Annotated in this window: 22 protein-coding genes and 1 tRNA gene; 10 read left to right on the top strand and 13 right to left on the bottom strand. The window is 46.9% G+C overall.

The annotated features are described in order from the left end of the window. Positions 1 to 233 precede the first annotated feature (233 nt). Positions 234 to 434 (top strand): AbrB/MazE/SpoVT family DNA-binding domain-containing protein, encoded by a 201-nt coding sequence (locus tag FD977_RS03730; protein ID WP_215306468.1) that lies wholly within the window; start codon positions 234 to 236, stop codon positions 432 to 434. Here the strand turns inward: FD977_RS03730 and FD977_RS03735 are convergent. From FD977_RS03735 to FD977_RS03750, 4 genes are all read right to left on the bottom strand, one after another. Then, positions 431 to 2,020 (bottom strand): gamma-glutamyltransferase family protein, encoded by a 1,590-nt coding sequence (locus tag FD977_RS03735; protein ID WP_215306471.1) that lies wholly within the window; start codon positions 2,018 to 2,020, stop codon positions 431 to 433. The two genes, FD977_RS03730 and FD977_RS03735, sit on opposite strands and share 4 nt — an antisense overlap. Before the next feature lie 50 nt (positions 2,021 to 2,070). Next, positions 2,071 to 3,069, bottom strand: coding sequence for a tripartite tricarboxylate transporter substrate binding protein (locus tag FD977_RS03740; protein ID WP_251369534.1), 999 nt, complete (start codon positions 3,067 to 3,069; stop codon positions 2,071 to 2,073). Between the two features lie 171 nt (positions 3,070 to 3,240). Then, positions 3,241 to 3,966 carry an LrgB family protein gene (locus tag FD977_RS03745; RefSeq protein ID WP_215306473.1) on the bottom strand — a complete coding sequence of 242 codons (726 nt, stop codon included), beginning with the start codon at positions 3,964 to 3,966 and terminating at the stop codon, positions 3,241 to 3,243. Next, complete coding sequence (locus tag FD977_RS03750) at positions 3,963 to 4,316, bottom strand: CidA/LrgA family protein (protein ID WP_215306475.1); 354 nt, start codon at positions 4,314 to 4,316, stop codon at positions 3,963 to 3,965. Before FD977_RS03750 ends, FD977_RS03745 begins: the two co-directional genes overlap by 4 nt. 131 nt (positions 4,317 to 4,447) lie before the next feature. Between FD977_RS03750 and FD977_RS03755 the strand changes: the two genes are divergently transcribed. The 6 genes from FD977_RS03755 to soxA are packed head-to-tail and all read left to right on the top strand — an operon-like array spanning position 4,448 to position 9,200. Continuing rightward, on the top strand, positions 4,448 to 4,897 hold the full coding sequence (locus FD977_RS03755; protein ID WP_215306476.1) for a (2Fe-2S)-binding protein: 450 nt from the start codon (positions 4,448 to 4,450) through the stop codon (positions 4,895 to 4,897). Between the two features lie 9 nt (positions 4,898 to 4,906). Continuing rightward, positions 4,907 to 7,129 carry a xanthine dehydrogenase family protein molybdopterin-binding subunit gene (locus FD977_RS03760; RefSeq protein WP_215306477.1) on the top strand — a complete coding sequence of 741 codons (2,223 nt, stop codon included), beginning with the start codon at positions 4,907 to 4,909 and terminating at the stop codon, positions 7,127 to 7,129. A 19-nt stretch (positions 7,130 to 7,148) separates the two neighbouring features. Further along, positions 7,149 to 7,583: a sulfur oxidation c-type cytochrome SoxX gene (soxX, locus tag FD977_RS03765; protein ID WP_215306478.1), complete on the top strand. Its 435-nt coding sequence runs from the start codon at positions 7,149 to 7,151 to the stop codon at positions 7,581 to 7,583. 23 nt (positions 7,584 to 7,606) lie between these two features. Next, positions 7,607 to 8,092: a SoxY-related AACIE arm protein gene (locus FD977_RS03770; protein ID WP_215306479.1), complete on the top strand. Its 486-nt coding sequence runs from the start codon at positions 7,607 to 7,609 to the stop codon at positions 8,090 to 8,092. Continuing rightward, a complete protein-coding gene (locus tag FD977_RS03775; protein ID WP_215306480.1) occupies positions 8,089 to 8,418 on the top strand; it encodes a thiosulfate oxidation carrier complex protein SoxZ in 330 nt (109 codons plus the stop codon). The genes FD977_RS03770 and FD977_RS03775 overlap by 4 nt, the downstream gene beginning before the upstream one ends. Further along, positions 8,415 to 9,200: a sulfur oxidation c-type cytochrome SoxA gene (gene soxA, locus FD977_RS03780; protein WP_251369535.1), complete on the top strand. Its 786-nt coding sequence runs from the start codon at positions 8,415 to 8,417 to the stop codon at positions 9,198 to 9,200. Before FD977_RS03775 ends, soxA begins: the two co-directional genes overlap by 4 nt. 7 nt (positions 9,201 to 9,207) lie before the next feature. Here the strand turns inward: soxA and purU are convergent, their stop codons facing one another. The 4 genes from purU to FD977_RS03800 form a co-directional block, all read right to left on the bottom strand. After that, a complete protein-coding gene (purU, locus tag FD977_RS03785; protein WP_215306481.1) occupies positions 9,208 to 10,062 on the bottom strand; it encodes a formyltetrahydrofolate deformylase in 855 nt (284 codons plus the stop codon). A gap of 48 nt (positions 10,063 to 10,110) precedes the next feature. Further along, the gene (locus tag FD977_RS03790; RefSeq protein WP_215306482.1) at positions 10,111 to 10,518 is read right to left on the bottom strand and encodes a hypothetical protein; all 408 of its coding nucleotides are present in this window, start codon (positions 10,516 to 10,518) and stop codon (positions 10,111 to 10,113) included. After that, positions 10,499 to 10,909, bottom strand: coding sequence for a surface-adhesin E family protein (locus FD977_RS03795; protein WP_251369536.1), 411 nt, complete (start codon positions 10,907 to 10,909; stop codon positions 10,499 to 10,501). The genes FD977_RS03790 and FD977_RS03795 overlap by 20 nt, the downstream gene beginning before the upstream one ends. Before the next feature lie 78 nt (positions 10,910 to 10,987). Further along, a complete protein-coding gene (locus FD977_RS03800; protein ID WP_215306483.1) occupies positions 10,988 to 13,453 on the bottom strand; it encodes a penicillin acylase family protein in 2,466 nt (821 codons plus the stop codon). 133 nt (positions 13,454 to 13,586) lie between these two features. Here FD977_RS03800 and FD977_RS03805 point away from each other — a divergent pair. Both FD977_RS03805 and FD977_RS03810 read left to right on the top strand, forming a co-directional pair. Then, positions 13,587 to 13,675: transfer RNA gene (locus tag FD977_RS03805), tRNA-Leu, on the top strand. A 45-nt stretch (positions 13,676 to 13,720) separates the two neighbouring features. After that, positions 13,721 to 14,152 carry a hypothetical protein gene (locus FD977_RS03810; RefSeq protein WP_215306484.1) on the top strand — a complete coding sequence of 144 codons (432 nt, stop codon included), beginning with the start codon at positions 13,721 to 13,723 and terminating at the stop codon, positions 14,150 to 14,152. Here the strand turns inward: FD977_RS03810 and FD977_RS03815 are convergent. From FD977_RS03815 to FD977_RS03835, 5 genes are read right to left on the bottom strand one after another with little or no spacing between them, the layout of a single operon-like run. Further along, positions 14,149 to 14,562 carry a biopolymer transporter ExbD gene (locus FD977_RS03815; protein ID WP_215306485.1) on the bottom strand — a complete coding sequence of 138 codons (414 nt, stop codon included), beginning with the start codon at positions 14,560 to 14,562 and terminating at the stop codon, positions 14,149 to 14,151. The two genes, FD977_RS03810 and FD977_RS03815, sit on opposite strands and share 4 nt — an antisense overlap. 2 nt (positions 14,563 to 14,564) lie before the next feature. Further along, the gene (locus FD977_RS03820) at positions 14,565 to 15,257 is read right to left on the bottom strand and encodes a MotA/TolQ/ExbB proton channel family protein (protein ID WP_215306487.1); all 693 of its coding nucleotides are present in this window, start codon (positions 15,255 to 15,257) and stop codon (positions 14,565 to 14,567) included. A gap of 4 nt (positions 15,258 to 15,261) precedes the next feature. Then, positions 15,262 to 15,957: an energy transducer TonB gene (locus tag FD977_RS03825; protein WP_215306489.1), complete on the bottom strand. Its 696-nt coding sequence runs from the start codon at positions 15,955 to 15,957 to the stop codon at positions 15,262 to 15,264. Further along, positions 15,954 to 16,796, bottom strand: coding sequence for a glutamate racemase (murI, locus tag FD977_RS03830; protein ID WP_251369537.1), 843 nt, complete (start codon positions 16,794 to 16,796; stop codon positions 15,954 to 15,956). The genes FD977_RS03825 and murI overlap by 4 nt, the downstream gene beginning before the upstream one ends. Continuing rightward, entirely contained in the window at positions 16,793 to 18,316 is a 1,524-nt protein-coding gene (locus FD977_RS03835) for a fumarate hydratase (protein ID WP_215306491.1), read from the bottom strand. The genes murI and FD977_RS03835 overlap by 4 nt, the downstream gene beginning before the upstream one ends. Positions 18,317 to 18,482: 166 nt before the next feature. Here FD977_RS03835 and acs point away from each other — a divergent pair, with 166 nt between their 5' ends. Then, on the top strand, positions 18,483 to 20,456 hold the full coding sequence (acs, locus tag FD977_RS03840; protein WP_215306494.1) for an acetate--CoA ligase: 1,974 nt from the start codon (positions 18,483 to 18,485) through the stop codon (positions 20,454 to 20,456). Positions 20,457 to 20,464: the final 8 nt, after the last annotated feature.

Raw genomic sequence — 20,464 nt, forward strand, 5'->3', positions numbered from 1 at the left:
CCTCTCTACCCAATTCGCCGTTTTCCTATGCTTCGGCAGTATTTTGAATCGCCGCTTCCTTACTTTTTCTAGACATTAAACTTCCCGTTGTTTGAGTTTCAACTTTACCAAACAGGCAATCTTAAAAATATCAGCTCAATTAATCCCTAGTTGGTTTAATGGAATTATTTGAGGTAATTATCTGCGGGCTGAGTCCAATTAAAATGAAGTGGACATTAAACTAGGGCAGCGATATGAAAAAAGATTTTCAGAAAGACATGGTCCTTGATGTATTGGCTGATAAAGATTCTTTGAAGTTGACTAAAAGGGAATCAATAGCTAGAGCTATGTGGAGCGAAAGCTCAAAAGCCATCGCCAGGGACGGCGACGACTATTTACGTCTGGGTGAGTTCTCGAATTTAGAGGATCAAAAGCTGGGGTGGTGGGCTATTTAGAACCCAGCTGCCAATCCATCGCGACGATGATCACTGCCAGCAATATAGGCTTCATTTGTTTGTTCACCTAATAGCGCAATGGCTTGAGCACTACCAAAGTCCAAGCTATTAGCTGGCATCACACTTATTTCATGCCCCATCGCCCTCAGTCCTTCGACTACTGCAGTAGGCATAGATGCTTCTACAGTGAGCTTGCCCACATCATCAATTCTCCAGCGGGATGCATCTGAGCAGGCCTGTGGATTGAGATATTCATCGACAAAGCGCATCACAAACTGAAGATGTCCTTGTGGCTGCATATTGCCACCCATCACACCAAATGCCATAGCTGGTTGATTGCCCTTAGTTAAGAATGCTGGAATGATCGTGTGGAAAGGGCGCTTACCTGGCGCCACTTGATTGGGATGACCATCTACCAAGCTAAAGCTCATGCCGCGGTTATGAAAGGCAATGCCACCAGGAGCAACTACTCCAGAGCCAAAGCCCTTGAAGTTCGACTGAATATAAGAAATCATCATGCCGGAATCATCGGCAGCGCACAGGTAAACGGTGCCACCAGCATGTGGATCTCCAGCACCGTAACTACCGGCTTGATTGTGATTAATCAGTGCAGCGCGGCTAGCCAAATAATCTCTATCCAATAGAGCGCTTGTTGGCACTTTCATAGTACTGGCATCAGAGATGTGTGCATAGGCATCGGCAAAGGCCATGCGCATCGCTTCTACTTGTAGGTGAATGCGCTGTGCAGAATTAGCAGGATATTGTTTGACATTAGCCGCTTGCAAAATACCGAGTGCCATCTGCGCCACAATGCCCGAGCCATTGGGAGGAATCTCATGCAGGGTGTAATCACCATAGTCAAACGCCAATGGCTCAACCCAATCAGTTTGATTGGCAGCAAAATCGGCCATGGTGAAACAGCCGCCTGTGCTGTGAGCAAAGTCGACCATGCTTTGGGCTAACTTGCCGGTGTAAAAAGATTCACCTTCAGTATTGGCGATTTCACGCAAGGTATTGGCTTGGGCGGGGTAGCGCCAGAGTTGGCCGGTAGCAGGCGCCTTGCCATCAATCAAAAACGATGCACTAAAACCAGGTTCATTCTTTAGAATGGGAATTGCTTCGCGCCATTGACGAGCAATGACTGGTGAAACTGGAAAGCCGTTTTCAGCATAGTCAATGGCACGCTTAAAGAGTTGTGCAAAAGGCAGCTTACCAAACTGACGAGATAACTCAATCCAACCCGAAACCATACCTGGCACCGTCACGGTATTCCAGCCAATTAAATCCATTGCACTTTTGCCAGAAAAATATTCTGGTGTCCAGGCTGCTGGGGCACGACCAGAGGCATTCATACCATGGAGTTTTTTACCATCCCAAATTAATGCAAAGCCATCGCCACCAAGACCATTCATGGTGGGTTCAACTACGGTGAGTGTGATCGCAGTAGCTAAGGCTGCATCAACCGCATTGCCACCATTTTGCAAAGCTTCAATACCCGCTTGTGTGGCCAATGGCTGTGAACTAGCAACCGCATTCTTAGCAAGGACTGGGGCGCGGCCGCCACCAAAGGGAGGGGAAATTAACATGGATCTAATCGATTCTATTTGAGGGTGTGCAAGCTTGGGTGTATTAGCTATTAATCAATTTTAACGTTGGCTGATTTCACGGCCTTCTCCCATTTGGCATGTTCGCTTTGTGTGATCACAGTTAATTGTTCAGAGTTAGCAAATTGAGGATGGATACCTTGGTTTGCTAGACGATTCTTAAAGTCGGGATTGGTCAAAATCTTCCGAATTTCTCTTTCCAGTTTTGCAGTAATAGCTGGAGATGTTCCTTTAGGAGCAAAGATGGCATACAAGTTTTCCACATCAAATTGCTTCATACCATCTTGACCCAAGGTGGGGACATTGGGCATTAATGGTGAACGTTCGGGCGCGGCAATCGCAATGGGGCGCAACTTACCGCTTTGAATATGTGGCAGAGATGCTGTCACGCTATCAAACATCATGAGTGTGTTGCCAGCAATTAAATCGGGTAGTGCAAAAGAGCTACCTTTGTAAGGGATGTGGGTACCAGCAGCACCAATCCGCTGCATGAACATTGTTGACTCCAGGTGAGAGAGACTGCCGTTACCTTGGGATGCGTAATTAAACTCTCCCTTTTTAGATTTAATAAAGGCAATGAGTTCAGGTAAATTCTTAGCGGGTACCGATGGGTTTACTACGATCAGATGCGGTATCGAACCCACGAGCGCGATGGACGCAAAGTCTTTGGTGAGATCTGCGGGTGGATTTTTGAAAAGTGCTTGAGAAATCGACTGATTGGTGAGTGCGCTAAAAAGTAGGGTGTAGCCATCAGGCGCAGCCTTAGCGGCCGCCCCTAAAGCAATCATGCCGCCAGCACCTGGTTTATTTTCAATCACAATCGGTTGGCCTAATGCCTCTCCAAGCGGAACGCCAATAGCGCGCGCAAATACATCAGTGGAGCCGCCAGCAGGAAAAGGCAGGATGGCGATGATTGGTTTCTTGGGCCAATCTGCATCTGATGCTGCCAAGGCGTTGCCGCACAGAATCGTTGTGATTACACAGGCTAAGAGTGCTTGGGCAGTTTTGAGCTTGAGGTGATTCATGTTCATATTCTTTAAGTGAAAAATAGTTTGCTTTAGGAGACTACTGATCACTCAAGCTTAAAGCAGTAGTGATCTGGAAAACAGTTTCTTTGATGCTAAATCAGAAATTGGTGCTCACAATGAGTGCATGCCACCCATTTTTGAACTCTTTTCCCCCATTTCAGTGAAGTGAGTTAACTAATTAAACAGGTGGTACAAAATTGGAATAGCTACAGCACTGATGACGCCATTCATGCCCATGGCGAGACTGGCGTAAGCCCCTGCCTCAGGATGAATGCTAAATGCACGTGAGGTACCAATACCATGCGCACCAATACCAATAGCAAAGCCACGTTGCCACCATGCTTTCATACCCAGGGCATTCAGAATAAAGGGCGCCAGAATAGCGCCGAGGATTCCGGTAGTGACGGCAAAGATGGCGGTCAAAGTAGGGGATACGCCGATACGCTCAGCAATACCCATCGCAATCGGCGCGGTAACGGATTTGGGATACATCGCACCCGTAATGCTGGAGTCAGCCCCTAATAATTTAGCGATGTTTACAGCGCCAATAATAGATACCAAGCCACCCGCCATTAAAGATGCTAGCAAGGGAAGGGATCGACCCTTCAAGCTGCTTAAGCCCCTATAGATGGGTATGGCTAAAGAGACGGTTGCTGAGCCTAATAAGAAATGAATAAATTGCGCACCTTCAAAGTAGGTGGAATAGGGCATTTCAATAAATTGAATAATGCTGGCCACCAGAATGATGGCGATTGCTACCGGGTTTGCTAAAGGATTCTGTTTGGAAGTCTTATAAATCGACAGACCTATTTGATAGGCTGCCAAAGTAATAAAGAGGGCGAATAAAGGGCTGCCTGAGAGATAAACCCAAATCTCCACAATCGAATGTTTTTCGTTCATTGCCCAGTCTCTGTTGGCTTTGGGCTCAAAAAGCGGACAACTATCGCGCTGGTGGCAATCGTCAGGATTACGCTACCGACCAAGGCGCTGATGATGGCTAGGGCGTTAGCCTTCAGTTGGGGCAAAAATAGCACCACCCCAACGGCCGCAGGAACAAATAGAAGGCCAAGGTACTGGCTAAAACTGTCCGCCACCAATGCAAGTTCATGGCCAATGCCCTTGCGGAGCACCAGCCAAATAATGAGTAGCACCAAGCCAATCACGGGGCCCGGAAGGGTGGGAAGGACGAACTTGGATATAAGCTCACCCAGGCTTTGAAAGAGAAGGATTTGGACTAGGCCGGAGATCATGGCTTGATCTTACTGCTCTGCAATATATGTTGCAAAGCAATAAATTATTTCTTGGGTAAGATAAACACATCAAAAGCAGGGTCTTTATCTATTGGATAGGACTTTATACAAAAACACTAGGGAGAGCGCTCATGGCCGACTTAAACGTCAACGGTAAGAAGTACAAGGTGGATGTTGATCCAGAAACCCCTTTATTGTGGGCGATACGTGATCATGTTGGATTAACAGGTACTAAATATGGTTGCGGTGTAGGTCAGTGCGGTGCATGTACTGTTTTATTTGATGGTCAGGCCATTCGGAGTTGTTCAATTCCGGTGAGCGCAGCTGTAGGTAAGAAGATTGAAACAATTGAGAGCTTAGAAAAAAATGGCCAGCTCTCTAAAGTGCAAAAAGCATGGGTAGACAATCAGGTACCGCAATGTGGTTACTGTCAGTCTGGCATGGTGATGGCAACTACGGCTCTATTACGCAACACCCCAAAGCCGACTGATGCGCAGATTGATGCTGCCGTAACGAATATCTGCCGCTGCGGAACCTTCCAACAAGTGCGTGATGCTATTCATGCTGTGAGCAAGGCATAAGGAGCAATCATGACTAAAACTATTAATACAAATACTTCACGTCGCCACTTTATTGTTGGCTCAAGTGCGATTGCAACTGGATTAGCAATCGGCTTTGATTTCTCTTTCATCTCATCAGCGAATGCTGCTATGGGTACTGGCACGACGGCTATGACTCCCCTCGCAACACCAGAGATTGGTGTTTGGGTAGTCATTAAGCCAAACGATGACATCGTTGTGCGTATCGTTCGCTCTGAGATGGGTCAAGGAACGATTACCGGCTTAGCCCAGATGGTTGCAGAAGAATTACAGTGCAACTGGAAAAAAGTATCTTATGAATACCCATCTCCAGGAGAGAGTCTCAAGCGTAAGCAAGCATGGGGAAGTTACTCCACTGGTGGAAGCCGTGGTATTCGTACTTCTGAACAGTATGTTCGTAAGGGTGGAGCAGCTGCTCGCATCATGTTGGTTCAAGCTGCAGCCAATCAATGGAATGTTCCGGCATCCGAGTGTGTAGCTAAAGATAGCATCATTACGCACACCCCATCTGGTCGTAAAACTACCTTTGGTAAGGTATCGGTTGCTGCATCTCAGTTAGAAGTACCAAAAGAGATCGCTCTCAAAGATCCTAAAGACTGGACTGTGATTGGCAAGTCATTGAATCGTATTGATGGCACGGCCGACAAAGTGACTGGTAAGCAGATCTATGCCATTGACCTGAAGTTGCCAGGCATGCTGGTTGCCACTATTAAAGAGTCTCCCGTATTTGGCGGTAAGGTCAAAAGTTACGATGCCACCAAGGCTACCAGCATCAAAGGGGTGAAGAAGGTCATTCAGGTAAATGATGCTTCGATTGCCGTGATTGCTGATACTTTCTGGCAGGCAAAGACCGGTTTAGATGCGGTTAATATTGTTTGGGATAACGGTAGCAATGGTGATGTATCTAGTGCATCGATTAAGAAAATGCTAGAAGAGGGGCTTACTGCAAACGAGACTTTTGTTGGTAACTCCAATGGTGATGCTAAGGAAGCGGTGTCTAAAGCATCTAAAACAATTGAAGCAACCTATTTCTATCCATTCTTGAACCATGCAACTCTAGAGCCACAAACTGCGACTGCGAAGTGGACGCCAGATTCTTGTGAAGCCTGGGTTCCTACTCAAGATGCTGAAGCTACACTTGCGGCAGTCATTGCAGCATCTGGTTTGCCAGCAGAAAAGTGCGATGCTTACAAAGTAAACCTTGGCGGTGGATTTGGTCGTCGTGGTGCTTTTCAGGATTTCACAACCCAAGCTGTCAATATCGCCAAGCAAATGCCAGGCACACCAATCAAATTGATTTGGACTCGTGAAGAGGATATGACACAAGGTCGTTATCACCCCGTCATGATGTGCAAAATGACTGCTGCGATTGATGATAAGAAAAATATTACTGGCTTAGATATGCGCTTGTCAGGCCAATCTATCTTGGCGGCAGTGCGTCCAGCAGTAGTGGCGGCCAACAAGGGTAAAGATCCAGTAGTGTTTCAGGGATTAGATCCTGCGGGTGAACATGGCATCACTTATAGCTTCCCTAATTTGATGATTGACCATGCAATGCGTAATACCCATGTGCCGCCAGGTTTCTGGCGTGGCGTGAACGTCAATCAAAATGCAGTCTTCCTCGAAACCTTTATGGATGAGATGGCAGAAGCTACGGGTGTTGATGCTGTCGAATTCCGTCGCAAGCATATGGAGAAATTCCCTCGTGCAGTAGCCGTTCTCAATGCAGTAGCAGATGGTATTGGTTGGACTAAACCTGCTAAGCCAGGTGTATTCCGCGGCGTTGCCCAAATGCGCTCATTCGGAAGCTACGTAGCTGCTGCTTGCGAGTTATCCGTGACCAATGGCAATGAGGTAAAAATTCATCGCATTGTGGCTGCAACTGATCCAGGTTATGTAGTCAATCCAGCTCAAGTAGAGCGTCAAGTATCAGGCTCTTTTGTGTATGGTTTGTCTGCTCTCTTTGAAGAAGAGATTACGATCGAGAAGGGCGCGGTTGTGCAGAAGAACTTTGATACCTTCAACTCCATTCGCCTGTATCAGATGCCTAAAGTAGAGACCATCATCATTCAAGGTGGTGGCAAAGAGTGGGGTGGTGTAGGTGAGCCAACGATTGCGGTTGCAGCGCCAGCTGTACTCAATGCGATCTACCGTGCAACAGGCAAGCGCTTGCGCACAGTCCCATTGAAAAACAGCGGTATTAAGTTGGTTTAATGGCTATGGGCAAGCAGGAATGAGACGAACGCTAGTAGCTTTATTGCTAGGGACCTCGACTCTTTTCCTGCCTTGCTTAGCGCACTCTCAAACTTGGGTAGGGGATTCGATTGTGAATCCCCTAACTTCTTCCCCAGGTGATCTCGTGAAAGGGCGCGCGATTGTGGCCAGTCGTCAAGTCGGTTTATGTTTGCTGTGCCATAGTGGCCCATTTCCGGAAGAGCGCTTTCAGGGTAATTTGGCGCCAGACTTGGTTGCTAGTGTGGGCCAATCCACTCCAGCTCAATTACGGGCTCGATTAGTTGATCCAGGGCGCCTAAATGCATCCAGCATCATGCCGGCGTACTATCGCACTACAGGTTTGAGTCGTGTGGCTCCCAAGTTTGTCGATCAGACTATTCTTACTGGCCAAGAGATAGAAGATGTTGTTGCGTTTTTAGTAAGCCTTCAATAATTAACTGAGATTATGAAATCCATATGACTGAATTCAATCCGAGTTCAAATCCTATCAAGCTGAGTCGGCGTATGTACTTGTCTGCGCTGGGTCTTTTAGGTCTATCCAGTTGGATGACTTCGGGTTTGACTATAGCTAAACAGCCAGAGGCAATGGAGGCCATCGCAAAAATTGCCGGCTCGAACACCATTCGTGATGGCCGAGTGAACTTAGTAATTCCGCCTTTGGTAGAGAGTGGCAATCTGGTGGTTCTGAAGTTATCCATAGAGAGCCCAATGACGGCAAATGATTACGTTAAGTCAGTACATGTGATTTCTGAGGCCAATCCATCTCCTAATATGTTTACTGCGTATTTCACACCCCGCTCTGGCCGCGCTGAGCTAACGACTCGTGTGCGATTGGCAGACTCACAACGAGTATGGGCTATCGCACAAATGAGTGACGGAAGTTTTTTCCGGGGATATGCCGATACCTTAGTCACTCTCTCAGCCTGCACGGAGATGATATGAGTAAGACCTCCCGCACAGGTATCACGATGCCAGCCCAGGCAAAAAAAGGTGCCATTATTGAAATTCGGGCAATCGTTCAGCATGATATGGAAACGGGCTATCGATATACTGAAGATGGCAAACGAATCCCGCGTGACATCATTCAACTCTTTACTTGCCAATACAACGGTGAAGAAGTGTTCAGAGCGGATTTTTATTCCGGCATCGGTGCAAATCCCCTCATCATGTTCACTACCGTGGCAGTAGCCTCCGGTACTCTTGTATTCAAGTGGGTAGGTGATGATGGCTATGAAGCGGTGAACCAGGCGCAACTTACCGTCTCGTGAATCTGTTCGTTTTCTGCCTTCGTGTATTACCGCTGTTAGTCATTCTGATTGCGGCTAATTCTAGTCTGGCGCTTGAGGCTTCAAAGGATGCCCGGCAATCGAGTTATCACTTGATGACGCCCGAGAATCGGGCAATGCAAGATGACGCTAATCTCAACCCCGCTGCATTTTGGGTGCTCGATGGCCATAGTCTCTGGAAAGAAAAGACCGGAAAAAAGAATGCATCTTGTGCATCCTGTCATGGCGATAGTGGGCAAAAGATGACTGGTGTAGCAACACAGTTTCCTAAGATGCAAAAAGGAAAGTTGCAGACCTTGGAGGGGCAAATTAATCAATGTCGTGCATCACGGCAAGAAGCCCCAGCACTCGCTTATGAGAGTAAAGAGCTCTTAGCCTTAACGACATTTGTAGCTAGTCAATCCAAGGGTTTGCCAATCGCCGTGCAAGAAACACCTCAGAATAAAAAAGACCTACAACAAGGACGTCAGTTCTTTAATGAAAGAATGGGTCAGCTTAATTTATCTTGCGCCCAATGCCACCAAGATCGCGCTGGCTTGAAGTTGGGTGGAAGCCTAATTCCTCAGGGTCACCCAACTGCCTACCCCATTTACCGAATTGAATGGCAGACCATGGGTTCTTTACAAAGACGTTTACGGAACTGTATGAGTGGGGTGCGCGCTCAGCAGTTTGAGTATGGCTCGCAGGAGATGGCTCAATTAGAGTTATTTCTGATGTGGCGAGCCAGAGGCATGCCCCTCGAAACTCCAGGCGTCCGGCCTTAAGTAGAGATTAGTCTGAAAAGACTACTGAAGTCGCACCATTAATTAAAACACGGTCATGCAAGTAGTAACGCAGGGCGCGTGAGAGTACGGTGCGCTCCAAATCTCTGCCCTTACGAACTAAGTCTTCAGGCGTATCGCCATGGGTAACGCGAGTGACGTCTTGCTCAATGATCGGACCTTCATCCAAATCACTCGTCACAAAGTGTGCAGTCGCACCAATCAACTTAATACCGCGAGCATGGGCTTGATGGTAAGGCTTCGCACCTTTAAAGCTTGGCAAGAACGAATGGTGAACGTTGATGCAGCGTCCGGATAATTGAGTAGATAAATCATCTGACAGAATTTGCATGTAGCGCGCCAATATAACCATATCTACTTTTGCATCAGCAACAATCTTAAGGAGCTTCACTTCTTGCTTTGACTTCGTCTCTGGCGTAACCGGTAAGTGATAAAACGGAATATCCGCAAAATCAATACTGGAGTACACCTCACGCGGATGATTGGAAACAATTCCGCTAATAATCATTGGCAGCTCACCAATACGCCAGCGATAGAGAAGATCTACTAAGCAATGATCGAGCTTGGATGCCATGATCAGCACGCGCTTCAAATCTTTTACAGCACGCAAGTCCCAAGTGAGGTCAAAGCGCTTAGCGATTTCTATAAAGCCAGCTTTAAGGGATTTACTGTCGGCGCCACAGCTAAAGCTCACGCGCATGAAGAAGCGTTTAGAAGCTTTGTCATCAAATTGCTGAGCTTCCTCAATGTCACCACCTAATTCAAAGATGTAGGTTGAAACAGCCGCAACAATGCCCGGTCTATTGGGGCAGGTCAGTGTGAGGTAGTAATTTTCTGTAGTCATGGCTTTAAATAAGAGAAGGATTGCTTGTGAGACGCGATTTTAGACTGCTTATTTGGCGATGGGCACTCTATCTGCTGGTCCCAGATAGGATTCGCTCATATCTTTAATCTTGGGAACGGGAATATCTGAGCAAATTGGCTTTGGTCCTAAGGCATTCAAAAAATTACAGTCTTGCTTGGTTACCGCTGAGGCGGCATGCTCTAAAGGGGATTTACCAGTCGTTACAGTGGAGATAGCGCTAGCTGCAGTCGAAGGGTTGGCCACTGCTGCCGATACTGCTACTGAGCCTGCAGAGCTTGCAACTGTAGTGGCAGATCCTCCTAAAGCTAGTAATGGTGCTGCACAACCACCCAAATTAAAGCAGAGAACTATGCTTCCAACTGCAGACCAGTCCGATAGGTTTAGTCTGCCTTGATAGGCAATCAAAATAGGGCGTTTATTTGCGCTGGCAAACAACGTTGAAAACTCCTGCTGTCCAAGAATCGTTCACGACAGGCTCAAATTCACTTCTGGGAGTTTTGTTATCTGAAACTACCTTACCTTTACCTTTATTACCAGCGAACTCTTTATATTCGATTGGTCGGTAGCTAACGGCCGGGCAATTGTATTCATTAATGCCGATGATTGAGCTAACGGACTGTTTTGTTTTTGGATTAATGCCAGGCTTCTTCAGGTCAAGCATTGACATGATTTGCGATGTCTCGCCTGATGCGCTGACTGTATCTAGATCAACATACACCACCATCATTTCATTTGATCCCAATTCTTTCCACTCAGCAAAGCTGCTGGAGAATGGTAGTAAAGAGAGTGCAGTAAGGGCTGTAAGTGCGTATATTTTTTTCATCATATGTGGCCTGTCACATTATTAGTAAAGTAAGTTGAGACACCGGTTGGTATCTTGAGAACCATTCTAAACGCCCCCAGCTTATTTCTCCTTAATAGTCAGATCTAGTTGACGCCCGACCTTTTGGGGTTTCATTTGCAGGGGTAGATATTCATTTCGAGCCCAGAGCGCAGCCATATTGCGGTAAAGCTTGCTCTGAACCCAGCCAGATTGTCCAGTTTGGTATATAAAAAGTGATTGCTCCAAGTCAGAGAGGTCATAGAGTGCTCGTAGGCTAGGAGCTTGCTTGGTTTCAAAAGGATTGTCAGTTCTCAGTAGTTCGAGGCGCCCCACATTGACGCTAAAGCTGTCCCCAGGAAAAGGCTGCGTCACATTAAAGAGACTTCCCAGGAATGGCACCTTGCTCAAAGGACGATGCTCTGAGACTGCGATATGTGCGTTACCCCAAACCCAATTTTTAGGATTGCTGCCAAATTGAGCGCTCAGTTGCTCAAGTGCTTTATCAAATGCTGCATTTGAAGTATCGGCACAACTCTCAATCCGTTCAGTTTGGGGATCGTTGCACCAAGGACTATTAGGATTTTGTAATTGCAATATCAGTGGATTTCTAAAGTTACGGGTACCATAATTCTCAGTGAACAAATATCCTAAGCGTGAAAAGAGTTTGCGCGTGAGTTGGTCAGCCCAAGCATTAAATATCAATGCGCCAGTGCTATCAATTTTCATGTCCCCATCAAAGTTCTTGCTGAGCTCAATTGCTTGTTGGGCTAGAGGATGTGTTGATTGCGCTGATTTAAATAATTCTAATAATGGTGTGGCGCCCAAAGACAGGGCATCTGCTTGCATCGCTTTCATAGAGGCGATGTCATGTTTTGACCTGCTATTAATGAGTTCCACAATTCTGTCATAGCGGGTTGGCAGCTCCCAGTCGCCAGTTAGTGGATTCAGATCATTGCTCGCAATGATTTTCTGGTTAGCCGTAGCAATCCAATTGCCCTCTGGGTTATTGCTATTAGGTAGTTGCTCAAACGGGACGTAGCCAGTCCAATCGTATTGTCTCTCCCAGCCCAATGCTGGCGCTACTCCATACAGTCCTTGGTGCAAAGTGCGTTTAGGTGCGACACCGGCCGCCTGATAAGAAATATTTCCATCTACATCTGCCATCACCACGTTTTGCATTGGCGCATAGTTTTTGCGTAGCGCCTGTTTGAAAGTCTCTAAATCTTTGGCGTGATTCATGTCCAGTAAGCCAGCAACCGATTGATTTTCAACATCTAAGGCGGTCCAGCGTAAAGCTAAGACAAAGCGATCGGTATCAATCACCCGCTTGGCTCGTGCATATGATTCAGAAATTACTGGGCCATGCCGTGTTTCTTTGACTAAGAAGCGTAGTGGAGACTCGCCTTTGATATCGATGATTTCTTGGCGAACTTTAAAAGCTAGTGGACCCTCTGGGCCTCGATACACTCCAGGATTTTTCGGATCGAGCTGCTCAATATATAAATCCTGAACATCGGGGCCGGTATTGGTAAAACTCCAAGCAAACTTATCGGTCCTTCCCAGTACCACCGCCGGTATGCCGGGGAGGGTGGCGCCAATGACATTGAGACCTGGGGCTTCTAAGTGAGCCATATACCAAATCGCTGGTGCTGATAGGTCAAGATGCGGGTCGTTTGCCAGCAAGGGCTTACCTGAGGTCGTGAGTTTTCCGCTTAGCGCCCAGTTGTTTGATCCAATACCTTCCTTACCGCCTGGGATTTCATTGATAGCTAATTCAGTTATAGGCAGATTCTTTGACTTTTGATCTCTTGTGAGTGGTTTGGGATTAAAGACATTAATATCCCGATACATTTTTGCAAAGTCAAAATTACTTACAGGGTCACCAGGTGTATAGGGCGGTAGCACCTCCCATACCTGCTTGGTAGTTAAAAACTGGGCGAGTTCAAGTCGTTGTAATTCTTTTTGCCAGTTACCACCAAGATCAAGCGCCATCATTAGCATCCACGCCACGCTATCAGTAGGTGACCAATGCCCTGGTTTAGATCCAGTTAAAAAGTATTCCACTGGTAATGCCCAGCCTAAGTGGGCATTACCAGCGTTAACGCCATCTGCATATGACTGAAGCAATCGCTTGGTAGCAATAGGGTAGCGATCAAACTGTTTTTCTGCGGCGTGCTTAATACCCAGTGTCCGAATAAAACGATCGATTGCAATAGTTTCTTTCCCGAGGATTTCGGAAAGTCGCCCACTGGCTAGTCGGCGATTAATTTCCATTTGCCAGGATCGTTCACTGGCATGCAAATAGCCCAAAGCAAAGAGTGCATCAGTAGAGCTCTTTGCTTGAATATGGGGAATGTCACTCTCATCAAAGGTAATCGAAACAGAATCCCCGAGGGACTTGATAATCCGCTTGCCAGAAGGATTGGTTTGGGCGGAGATTAAGTAGATCATTCCAGCGGCGATGATCAACACTAGGGCTGCAGAAACAAGCCAAAAGATGCCTTTTAAGGTAGATTTAAGACCCGATCTTGGCGTAAGCATTTTCATAGGAATATTTTAATGTGTTTGCTTGAGCTAGACCCCAGGCTTGATGAAAGCAGGCTTCCCGTCTCTAATAGAGCTCGCATGCTAAAATTTCGCTTGTCTTGATTTATTTAGTACGGCTTTATTGCTCGTGCGAGCCCGAGTGGTGAAATCGGTAGACACAGCAGATTTAAAATCTGCCGACTCAAAAAAGTCGTGCCGGTTCGATTCCGGCCTCGGGCACCAATCGATTGATTTCAGGCATCCTTGAAATACCTTTACTTTCTCTCCTTGCTCCCCTTACTTTTTTGTGCCGCCCCCAGTTTGGCTGCAGACGCTCTGGTTTTTACTTGTGAGCGTTCGGAAAAAAACTATACCGAAACCTATCAACTCAAAGTTACGGCGGCTTCAAAAAATCAGAAGGCCAAAGTCTTCATTGATGATCGAGATTTAGATCGGGCTAGCGAATTGGGTCGGCAAACCATTAAGAATGTCCTTATTACTGAATCTACCATCCTGATTTCAATGGAAGCACAATTTCCCCCAGAGAGTTTTGATGGTATTCAGTATGGCGCTGGCTCTGTAATCACGGTGATCGCGATTAATCGACCAACGGGCCAGCTCAGAAAATCCGAGACTATTAAAGGTGGAATTCTTTCAGCAACTCTTGGCGAAGGTACGAAGACTTATCAAGAGCAATGTATCGCTGCCAATCAGTCTTAATTAGGCTCAGTCACAAATCCTAGCTTTGTTAAGCCAGCGCGTCGGGATGCGGCTAATACCTGAGCAACATATTCATACTTCACCGACTTATCGGCGCGTAAATTGATTTCTGGTTGCGGCTCCTTCTGAGCAGCTTTTTCTGCATAGCCGTCAAAAGTTTTCAAATCAATTGGTGTGCTATTCCAAAATATTTGACCCTGGGCATCAATCGAGAGCTGCACTGACTCTGGTTTGACTTCATTGCGCACGCTATTGGCTTTGGGCAGCTCCACTTTCACCGCCTGCTGAATGACTGGCAGAGTAATGATGAAGATGATGAGGAGCACCAACATGACATCCACCATCGGAGTCATATTGATTTCGGCCATGATGCCGCTTTCTTCTTGGTCGTTCGGAAGATTAAAAGACATATTTATTCTCCAGACTTCACACGGGCACCAGTGACAAAGTAAGCGAGGAGGTCATTGCCAAATCGATTGAGATCAGCAAGCAATAATTTATTGGCACGATTAATTGCGTTAAAGCCTAATACTGCTGGAATCGCTACAGCCAAGCCTAAAGCGGTCATGATGAGTGCTTCGCCAATGGGGCCAGCAACCTGATCAATCTGCGCACTACCAGAGCTGCTGATTGCGATCAAAGCATGGTAGATACCCCACACTGTTCCAAATAGGCCAATAAACGGTGCGGTCGCACCGGTCGAGCCAAGGAAAGTAAGCCCTTTTTGGAGTTGGGCCGCAACACCATCAATACTGTTCTTAAGACTTCTTGCCATCCACTCGGAGTAGTTCAGTGTTTGCAATAGTTCACGATGATTGGTCGATTGGCTCTGGTGGTGAGTAGAGGCTCCACTGGCAGCTTTAGCAACCTGAAAGTAAGGATTGCTTGCATGGTTAGTAAATGCATTCAGACCCTGGTCATAGGAGGTGGCGCGCCAAAACTGATCGAGCTCAGGCTGGAGTTTGCGTAAATTACGCAAATCCCAAAAACGGGAGAGCAAAATTACCCAGGTCACAATAGAACAGATCAGAAGTGCGATAGCCACAAAGCGGGTCACTGCATCGCCCTCGAGCCATAAATTTGCTAAGCCAAATGGTGTGTTCATAATATTAATTCTTTAAATTAAATTTAATTAAAAGGTTGGTAGAAATTCTTTGGGGCGAACCATTGACTAAAAATGGTTTAAAGCGATAACGACGACCAATCTCGGTTGCAGCCCTATCTAATCTTGGAAATGAGCTAGAACGCAATAAAGCCACATCCTCAACATTACCTGATTCATCAATAATCAGTCTCACCACCACTTCACCTTGTTCTCCAGATCTTTTAGAGAAAGAAGGGTAGTAAGCATCTGCATCTGGTTGATATACGACGACTAGTTTACCAATGTCAGTCTGAATCGGTGTGCCACTAGATCCAGAGGTGGTGGCTGGTGCAACCGTAGCATTCGGAGCCTGTGATTCACTTTTGGATTGCTGCGGTGTTGGCGGGGCGGAAGTCTGTTGTTGGGTTTGTGGCGGTGTTGGTGCCTGCGTGGATTTTTCATCCACCGTTTTCTTCTTTTGTTCTTGCTTAGGTTTTGGTGGGGGCGCAGCTGGAGTAGCTTGAGGCTGCTTAGCTGCCTCAGGACTTACTAGATTGGCCATCACTCGCGCATCATCTTGATTATTATCGTTGTCCGGCTTCATACCACTCTGAAAGCCAATCAGAAACAATAAATGCAAGGCAATAACAATGCCAATGATGATGCGCTCAGTCTTATCGAATGGTAGATGCGCATTCATCCGATTTAAAAAGGCGCTCATGTGAAAGAACTCACTAATTGAGAGGTAATGCTGTGTTTATCCAGATCTGATTGCATGAGCTCGTGCGCCATATGATGCAAGTTCTGTGCATCTTTACTGCTAATGAATTTGATAGTGCCATATTCATCATCATCCAATTGCATGCCCTGTGACTCTAGTTTTCGTTTGAGTTGACGTACTACTGCCTCACTAGTATCAATCAAATTAATCGAATCTCCCAATAATTTGCGTATGGCTTTTCGCAAGAAAGGGTAGTGCGTGCATCCTAGAACAAGCGTATCTGCCCCCGCCTCCTGAATGGGCTCTAGGTGTTCGGCAAGTAGTTCTAGAGTTTGCTCACTATGAGCTTGGCCCGCTTCAATTAGGGGAACTAAGCCGGCACCCGCCTGTTTAACAAACTGACAATTGGGCAGGGTGGCTAGTAAGGCGCTAAATTTATCGCTCTTGAGTGTGGCCTCGGTTGCGAGTACCCCAACAATCCCATTGCTTGACTGCATTGCTGCAGGCTTGATGCCAGGTTCTACGCCGATGATCGGAATATTGCTGAGCTCATCACGAATATCTGCAATGGCTTCGGCAGTAGCAGTGTTGCACGCAACCATAATGGCATCACAACCTTGCGCTGCTAAGTATTGGCATAGCTCCATACTGCGCGAAGCTATCCACTCGCTAGACTTCTCTCCATAAGGAGCATGAATAGAGTCGGCTAAATAGATGTAGTCATGCGCGGGAAGCTGGCGCAGAGCCTCATCCAAAATGGATAAGCCTCCAACGCCAGAATCAAAAACTCCGATGAGTGCCAAGTAAGGTCGCTTAACTAAGGGCGCTAATTGACTCAAGCAATCACAACTGGAATGCCGGCAATCTTTGCTTGCCATTCTTTGGGGCCTGTCTCATGCATAGAGATGCCGGCAGAGCTGACCGCTACTGTTACTGGCATATCTTTGACATCGAACTCATAAATCGCCTCCATGCCGAGGTCAGCAAAGCCCACTACCTTCGCTGTCTGAATGGCTTTAGAAACCAAGTAAGCAGCGCCACCAACGGCCATCAAATAAGCGGACTTATGTTTTTTGATTGCCTCAATTGCAGTAGGGCCACGTTCTGCTTTACCAATCATGGAGATCAAGCCAGTTTGAGCCAGCATCATCTCGGTGAACTTATCCATACGAGTTGAGGTTGTTGGGCCTGCTGGACCTACTGCTTCATTGCCTACTGGATCTACTGGACCAACGTAATAAATCACGCGGTTTTTAAAGCTCACTGGCAATTCTTCACCTTTGGCCAGCATGTCGGCAATGCGCTTATGAGCAGCATCACGACCAGTCAAAATTTTGCCATTCAGGAGAAGTGTTTCACCTTCTTTCCAGCCGGCCACTTCTTCAGCGGTCAAAGTATCTAAGTTCACACGCTTTGATTTTTTAGTGTCTGGAGTCCAAGTGACATCTGGCCAATCAGACAATGAAGGGGCCTCTAATTTAGCGGGGCCGTCACCATGTAAATGAAAGTGAATGTGGCGGGTAGCGGCGCAGTTCGGAATCATCGCCACCGGTAGTGAGGCTGCATGGGTTGGGTAGTCCATGATTTTGATATCAAGAACGGTAGTAAGGCCACCTAAACCTTGGGCGCCAATACCAAGCTTGTTTACTTCATCGAAAATCTCTAAACGGAGTTCCTCGACACGATTTTTTGGCCCGCGAGCAATGAGCTCTTGAATATCTACTGGGCCCATCAAGGACTCTTTAGCCATCAACATCGCTTTCTCCGGGGTCCCGCCAATGCCGATACCTAAGATGCCGGGAGGGCACCAGCCCGCACCCATCGTTGGAACTGTTTTGACTACCCAGTCAACGATCGAATCCGAGGGGTTGAGCATGACCATCTTGGCTTTGTTCTCAGAGCCACCACCTTTAGCCGCGCAAATGACTTCAACATCATCGCCCGGGACGATTTCATAATGAATAACAGCTGGTGTGTTGTCGCCTGTGTTTTTGCGTTTACCCGCTGGATCAGTCAGAACGGATGCGCGTAATGGGTTATCTGGGTTCATATAAGCGCGACGGACACCTTCGTTCACCATATCAGTAACACTCATAGTGGCATCACCCCATTGAACATTCATACCAATTTTGAGAAAAACGACAGCAATGCCAGTGTCCTGACACATGGGGCGGTGACCTTCTGCACACATCCGGCTATTAGTCAAAATCTGCGCAATCGCATCCTTCGCTGCAGCACCTTGCTCAAGCTCATAAGCCTTACCCAGGGCGGAGATAAAATCTTTAGGGTGATAGTAAGAGATGAATTGAAAGGCATCCGCCACGCTTTGGATGAGGTCGTTTTGTTTGATATTTGTCATGGTTTTAGGCTTAATTATGTAAGGTTTAATCTATTTTAAGGGTTTGCCATAGAGCAAATCTAGCGTGTTTTCACTTATCTTATTAGGTCTTGGGATGCGTTTTCCTTACTCTGCACTATTTTTGCAGAAAAAGACGACTGATTATTGAATAGAAGGGCTGTGAAGCATGGAACCATTGATGCAAGAAAACCGCGTATTTAACCCGCCAGCAGACTTCGTTAAGTCTGCTGCTATTCCAGGAATGGATGCTTATAACAAGCTCTGTGCTGAAGCTAACAATGATTATGACGGTTTCTGGGGTCGCCTTGCTAAAGAAAATGTCTTCTGGAAAAAGCCCTTTACTAAAGTTCTTGATGAATCCAAAGCACCTTTCTACAAGTGGTTTGAAGATGGCACTACCAATGCTTCTCACAACTGTTTAGATCGTCAAGTTGAAAATGGTCTTGGCAATAAGACCGCGATTATTTTTGAAGCAGACGATGGCTCGGTAACCAACGTAACTTATCAAGAGTTACTTGAGCGTGTTTGCAAAATGGCAAATGCACTGCGCAAAATGGGCATCAAGTCTGGTGACCGCGTCATCATTTACATGGCGATGACTATCGAAGGTGTTGTTGCGATGCAAGCTTGTGCTCGTATCGGTGCAATTCACTCCGTTGTGTTTGGTGGATTTTCTGCCCAAGCCCTGCGCGATCGAATCATTGACGTTGGTGCCGTAGCTGTGATTACTGCAGACGGACAGTTCCGCGGTGGCAAAGCATTGCCTTTAAAGGCCATTTGTGACGAGGCCCTGTCGACTGGCGAATGTCCTAATGTGAAGCATGTGATCGTAAACAAGCGCACTGGTAATGATGTCACCATGACAGCGGGCCGTGATGTTTGGATGCAAGAAATCGTCGCCAATGAATCTACAACTTGTGAGCCAGAGTGGGTTAGCGCTGAGCACCCATTATTTATTTTGTATACATCTGGTTCGACCGGCAAGCCTAAGGGTGTTCAGCACTCTACAGGTGGCTACCTCTTGTGGGCGATTCTCACAATGAAGTGGACCTTTGATATCAAGCCAAATGACGTCTTCTGGTGTACTGCTGATATTGGCTGGGTAACAGGCCACTCCTATATTACCTACGGCCCACTCGCAGTGGGCGCTACCGAGATTGTGTTTGAGGGCGTTCCAACTTACCCTAATGCGGGTCGCTTCTGGGACATGATTCAAAAACACAAGGCAACGATTTTCTATACCGCGCCAACGGCGATTCGCTCATTGATCAAAGCCTCAAGCAATGATCCGGCGGTGCATCCTCAGAGTTATGACTTAACCTCCTTGCGTCTCTTGGGTTCGGTTGGTGAGCCGATTAATCCAGAAGCGTGGATGTGGTACTACGAGAATGTGGGTGGCTCACGTTGCCCAATCGCTGATACCTTCTGGCAAACCGAAACTGGTGGCCATATGATTTCACCATTACCTGGTGCAACTCCCATGATTCCAGGTTCATGCACATTGCCATTGCCAGGTATTCAGGCGGCGATTGTGGATGAGGCAGGTGTAGATGTGCCAAATGGTCACGGTGGTATTTTGGTGGTGAAGCGTCCATGGCCTTCGATGATTCGTACGATCTGGGGCGATCCCGATCGCTTCGTAAAATCTTATTTCCCAGAAGAGTTGGGCGGTACTTTGTATCTAGCTGGTGACGGTGCAATTCGCAATAAAGATACTGGCTACTTCACCATTACGGGTCGTATCGATGACGTATTGAACGTCTCCGGTCATCGCATGGGCACGATGGAAATCGAATCTTGCTTGGTTGCTAATCCATTAGTTGCTGAGGCTGCAGTAGTGGGCCGTCCTGATGAATTGACTGGTGAAGCCATTTGCGTATTCGTAGTTCTGAAGGGTGGACGCCCAACAGGCGATGAAGCGAAGAAGATTGCCACTGAGTTACGGAACTGGGTAGGTAAGGAGATCGGCCCGATCGCTAAGCCAAAGGATGTTCGTTTTGGCGATAACTTACCTAAAACACGTTCAGGCAAGATCATGCGTCGCTTGCTTCGTGTCATTGCTAAAGGTGAAGAGATAACCCAAGATACTTCAACCCTGGAAAATCCAGCAATTTTGGATCAGCTTAAAGAGTCTGTTTAAGTAGCTTA

Origin of the sequence: Polynucleobacter sp. AP-Elch-400A-B2 (genome assembly GCF_018688355.1) — a bacterium.
Taxonomy (GTDB): domain Bacteria; phylum Pseudomonadota; class Gammaproteobacteria; order Burkholderiales; family Burkholderiaceae; genus Polynucleobacter.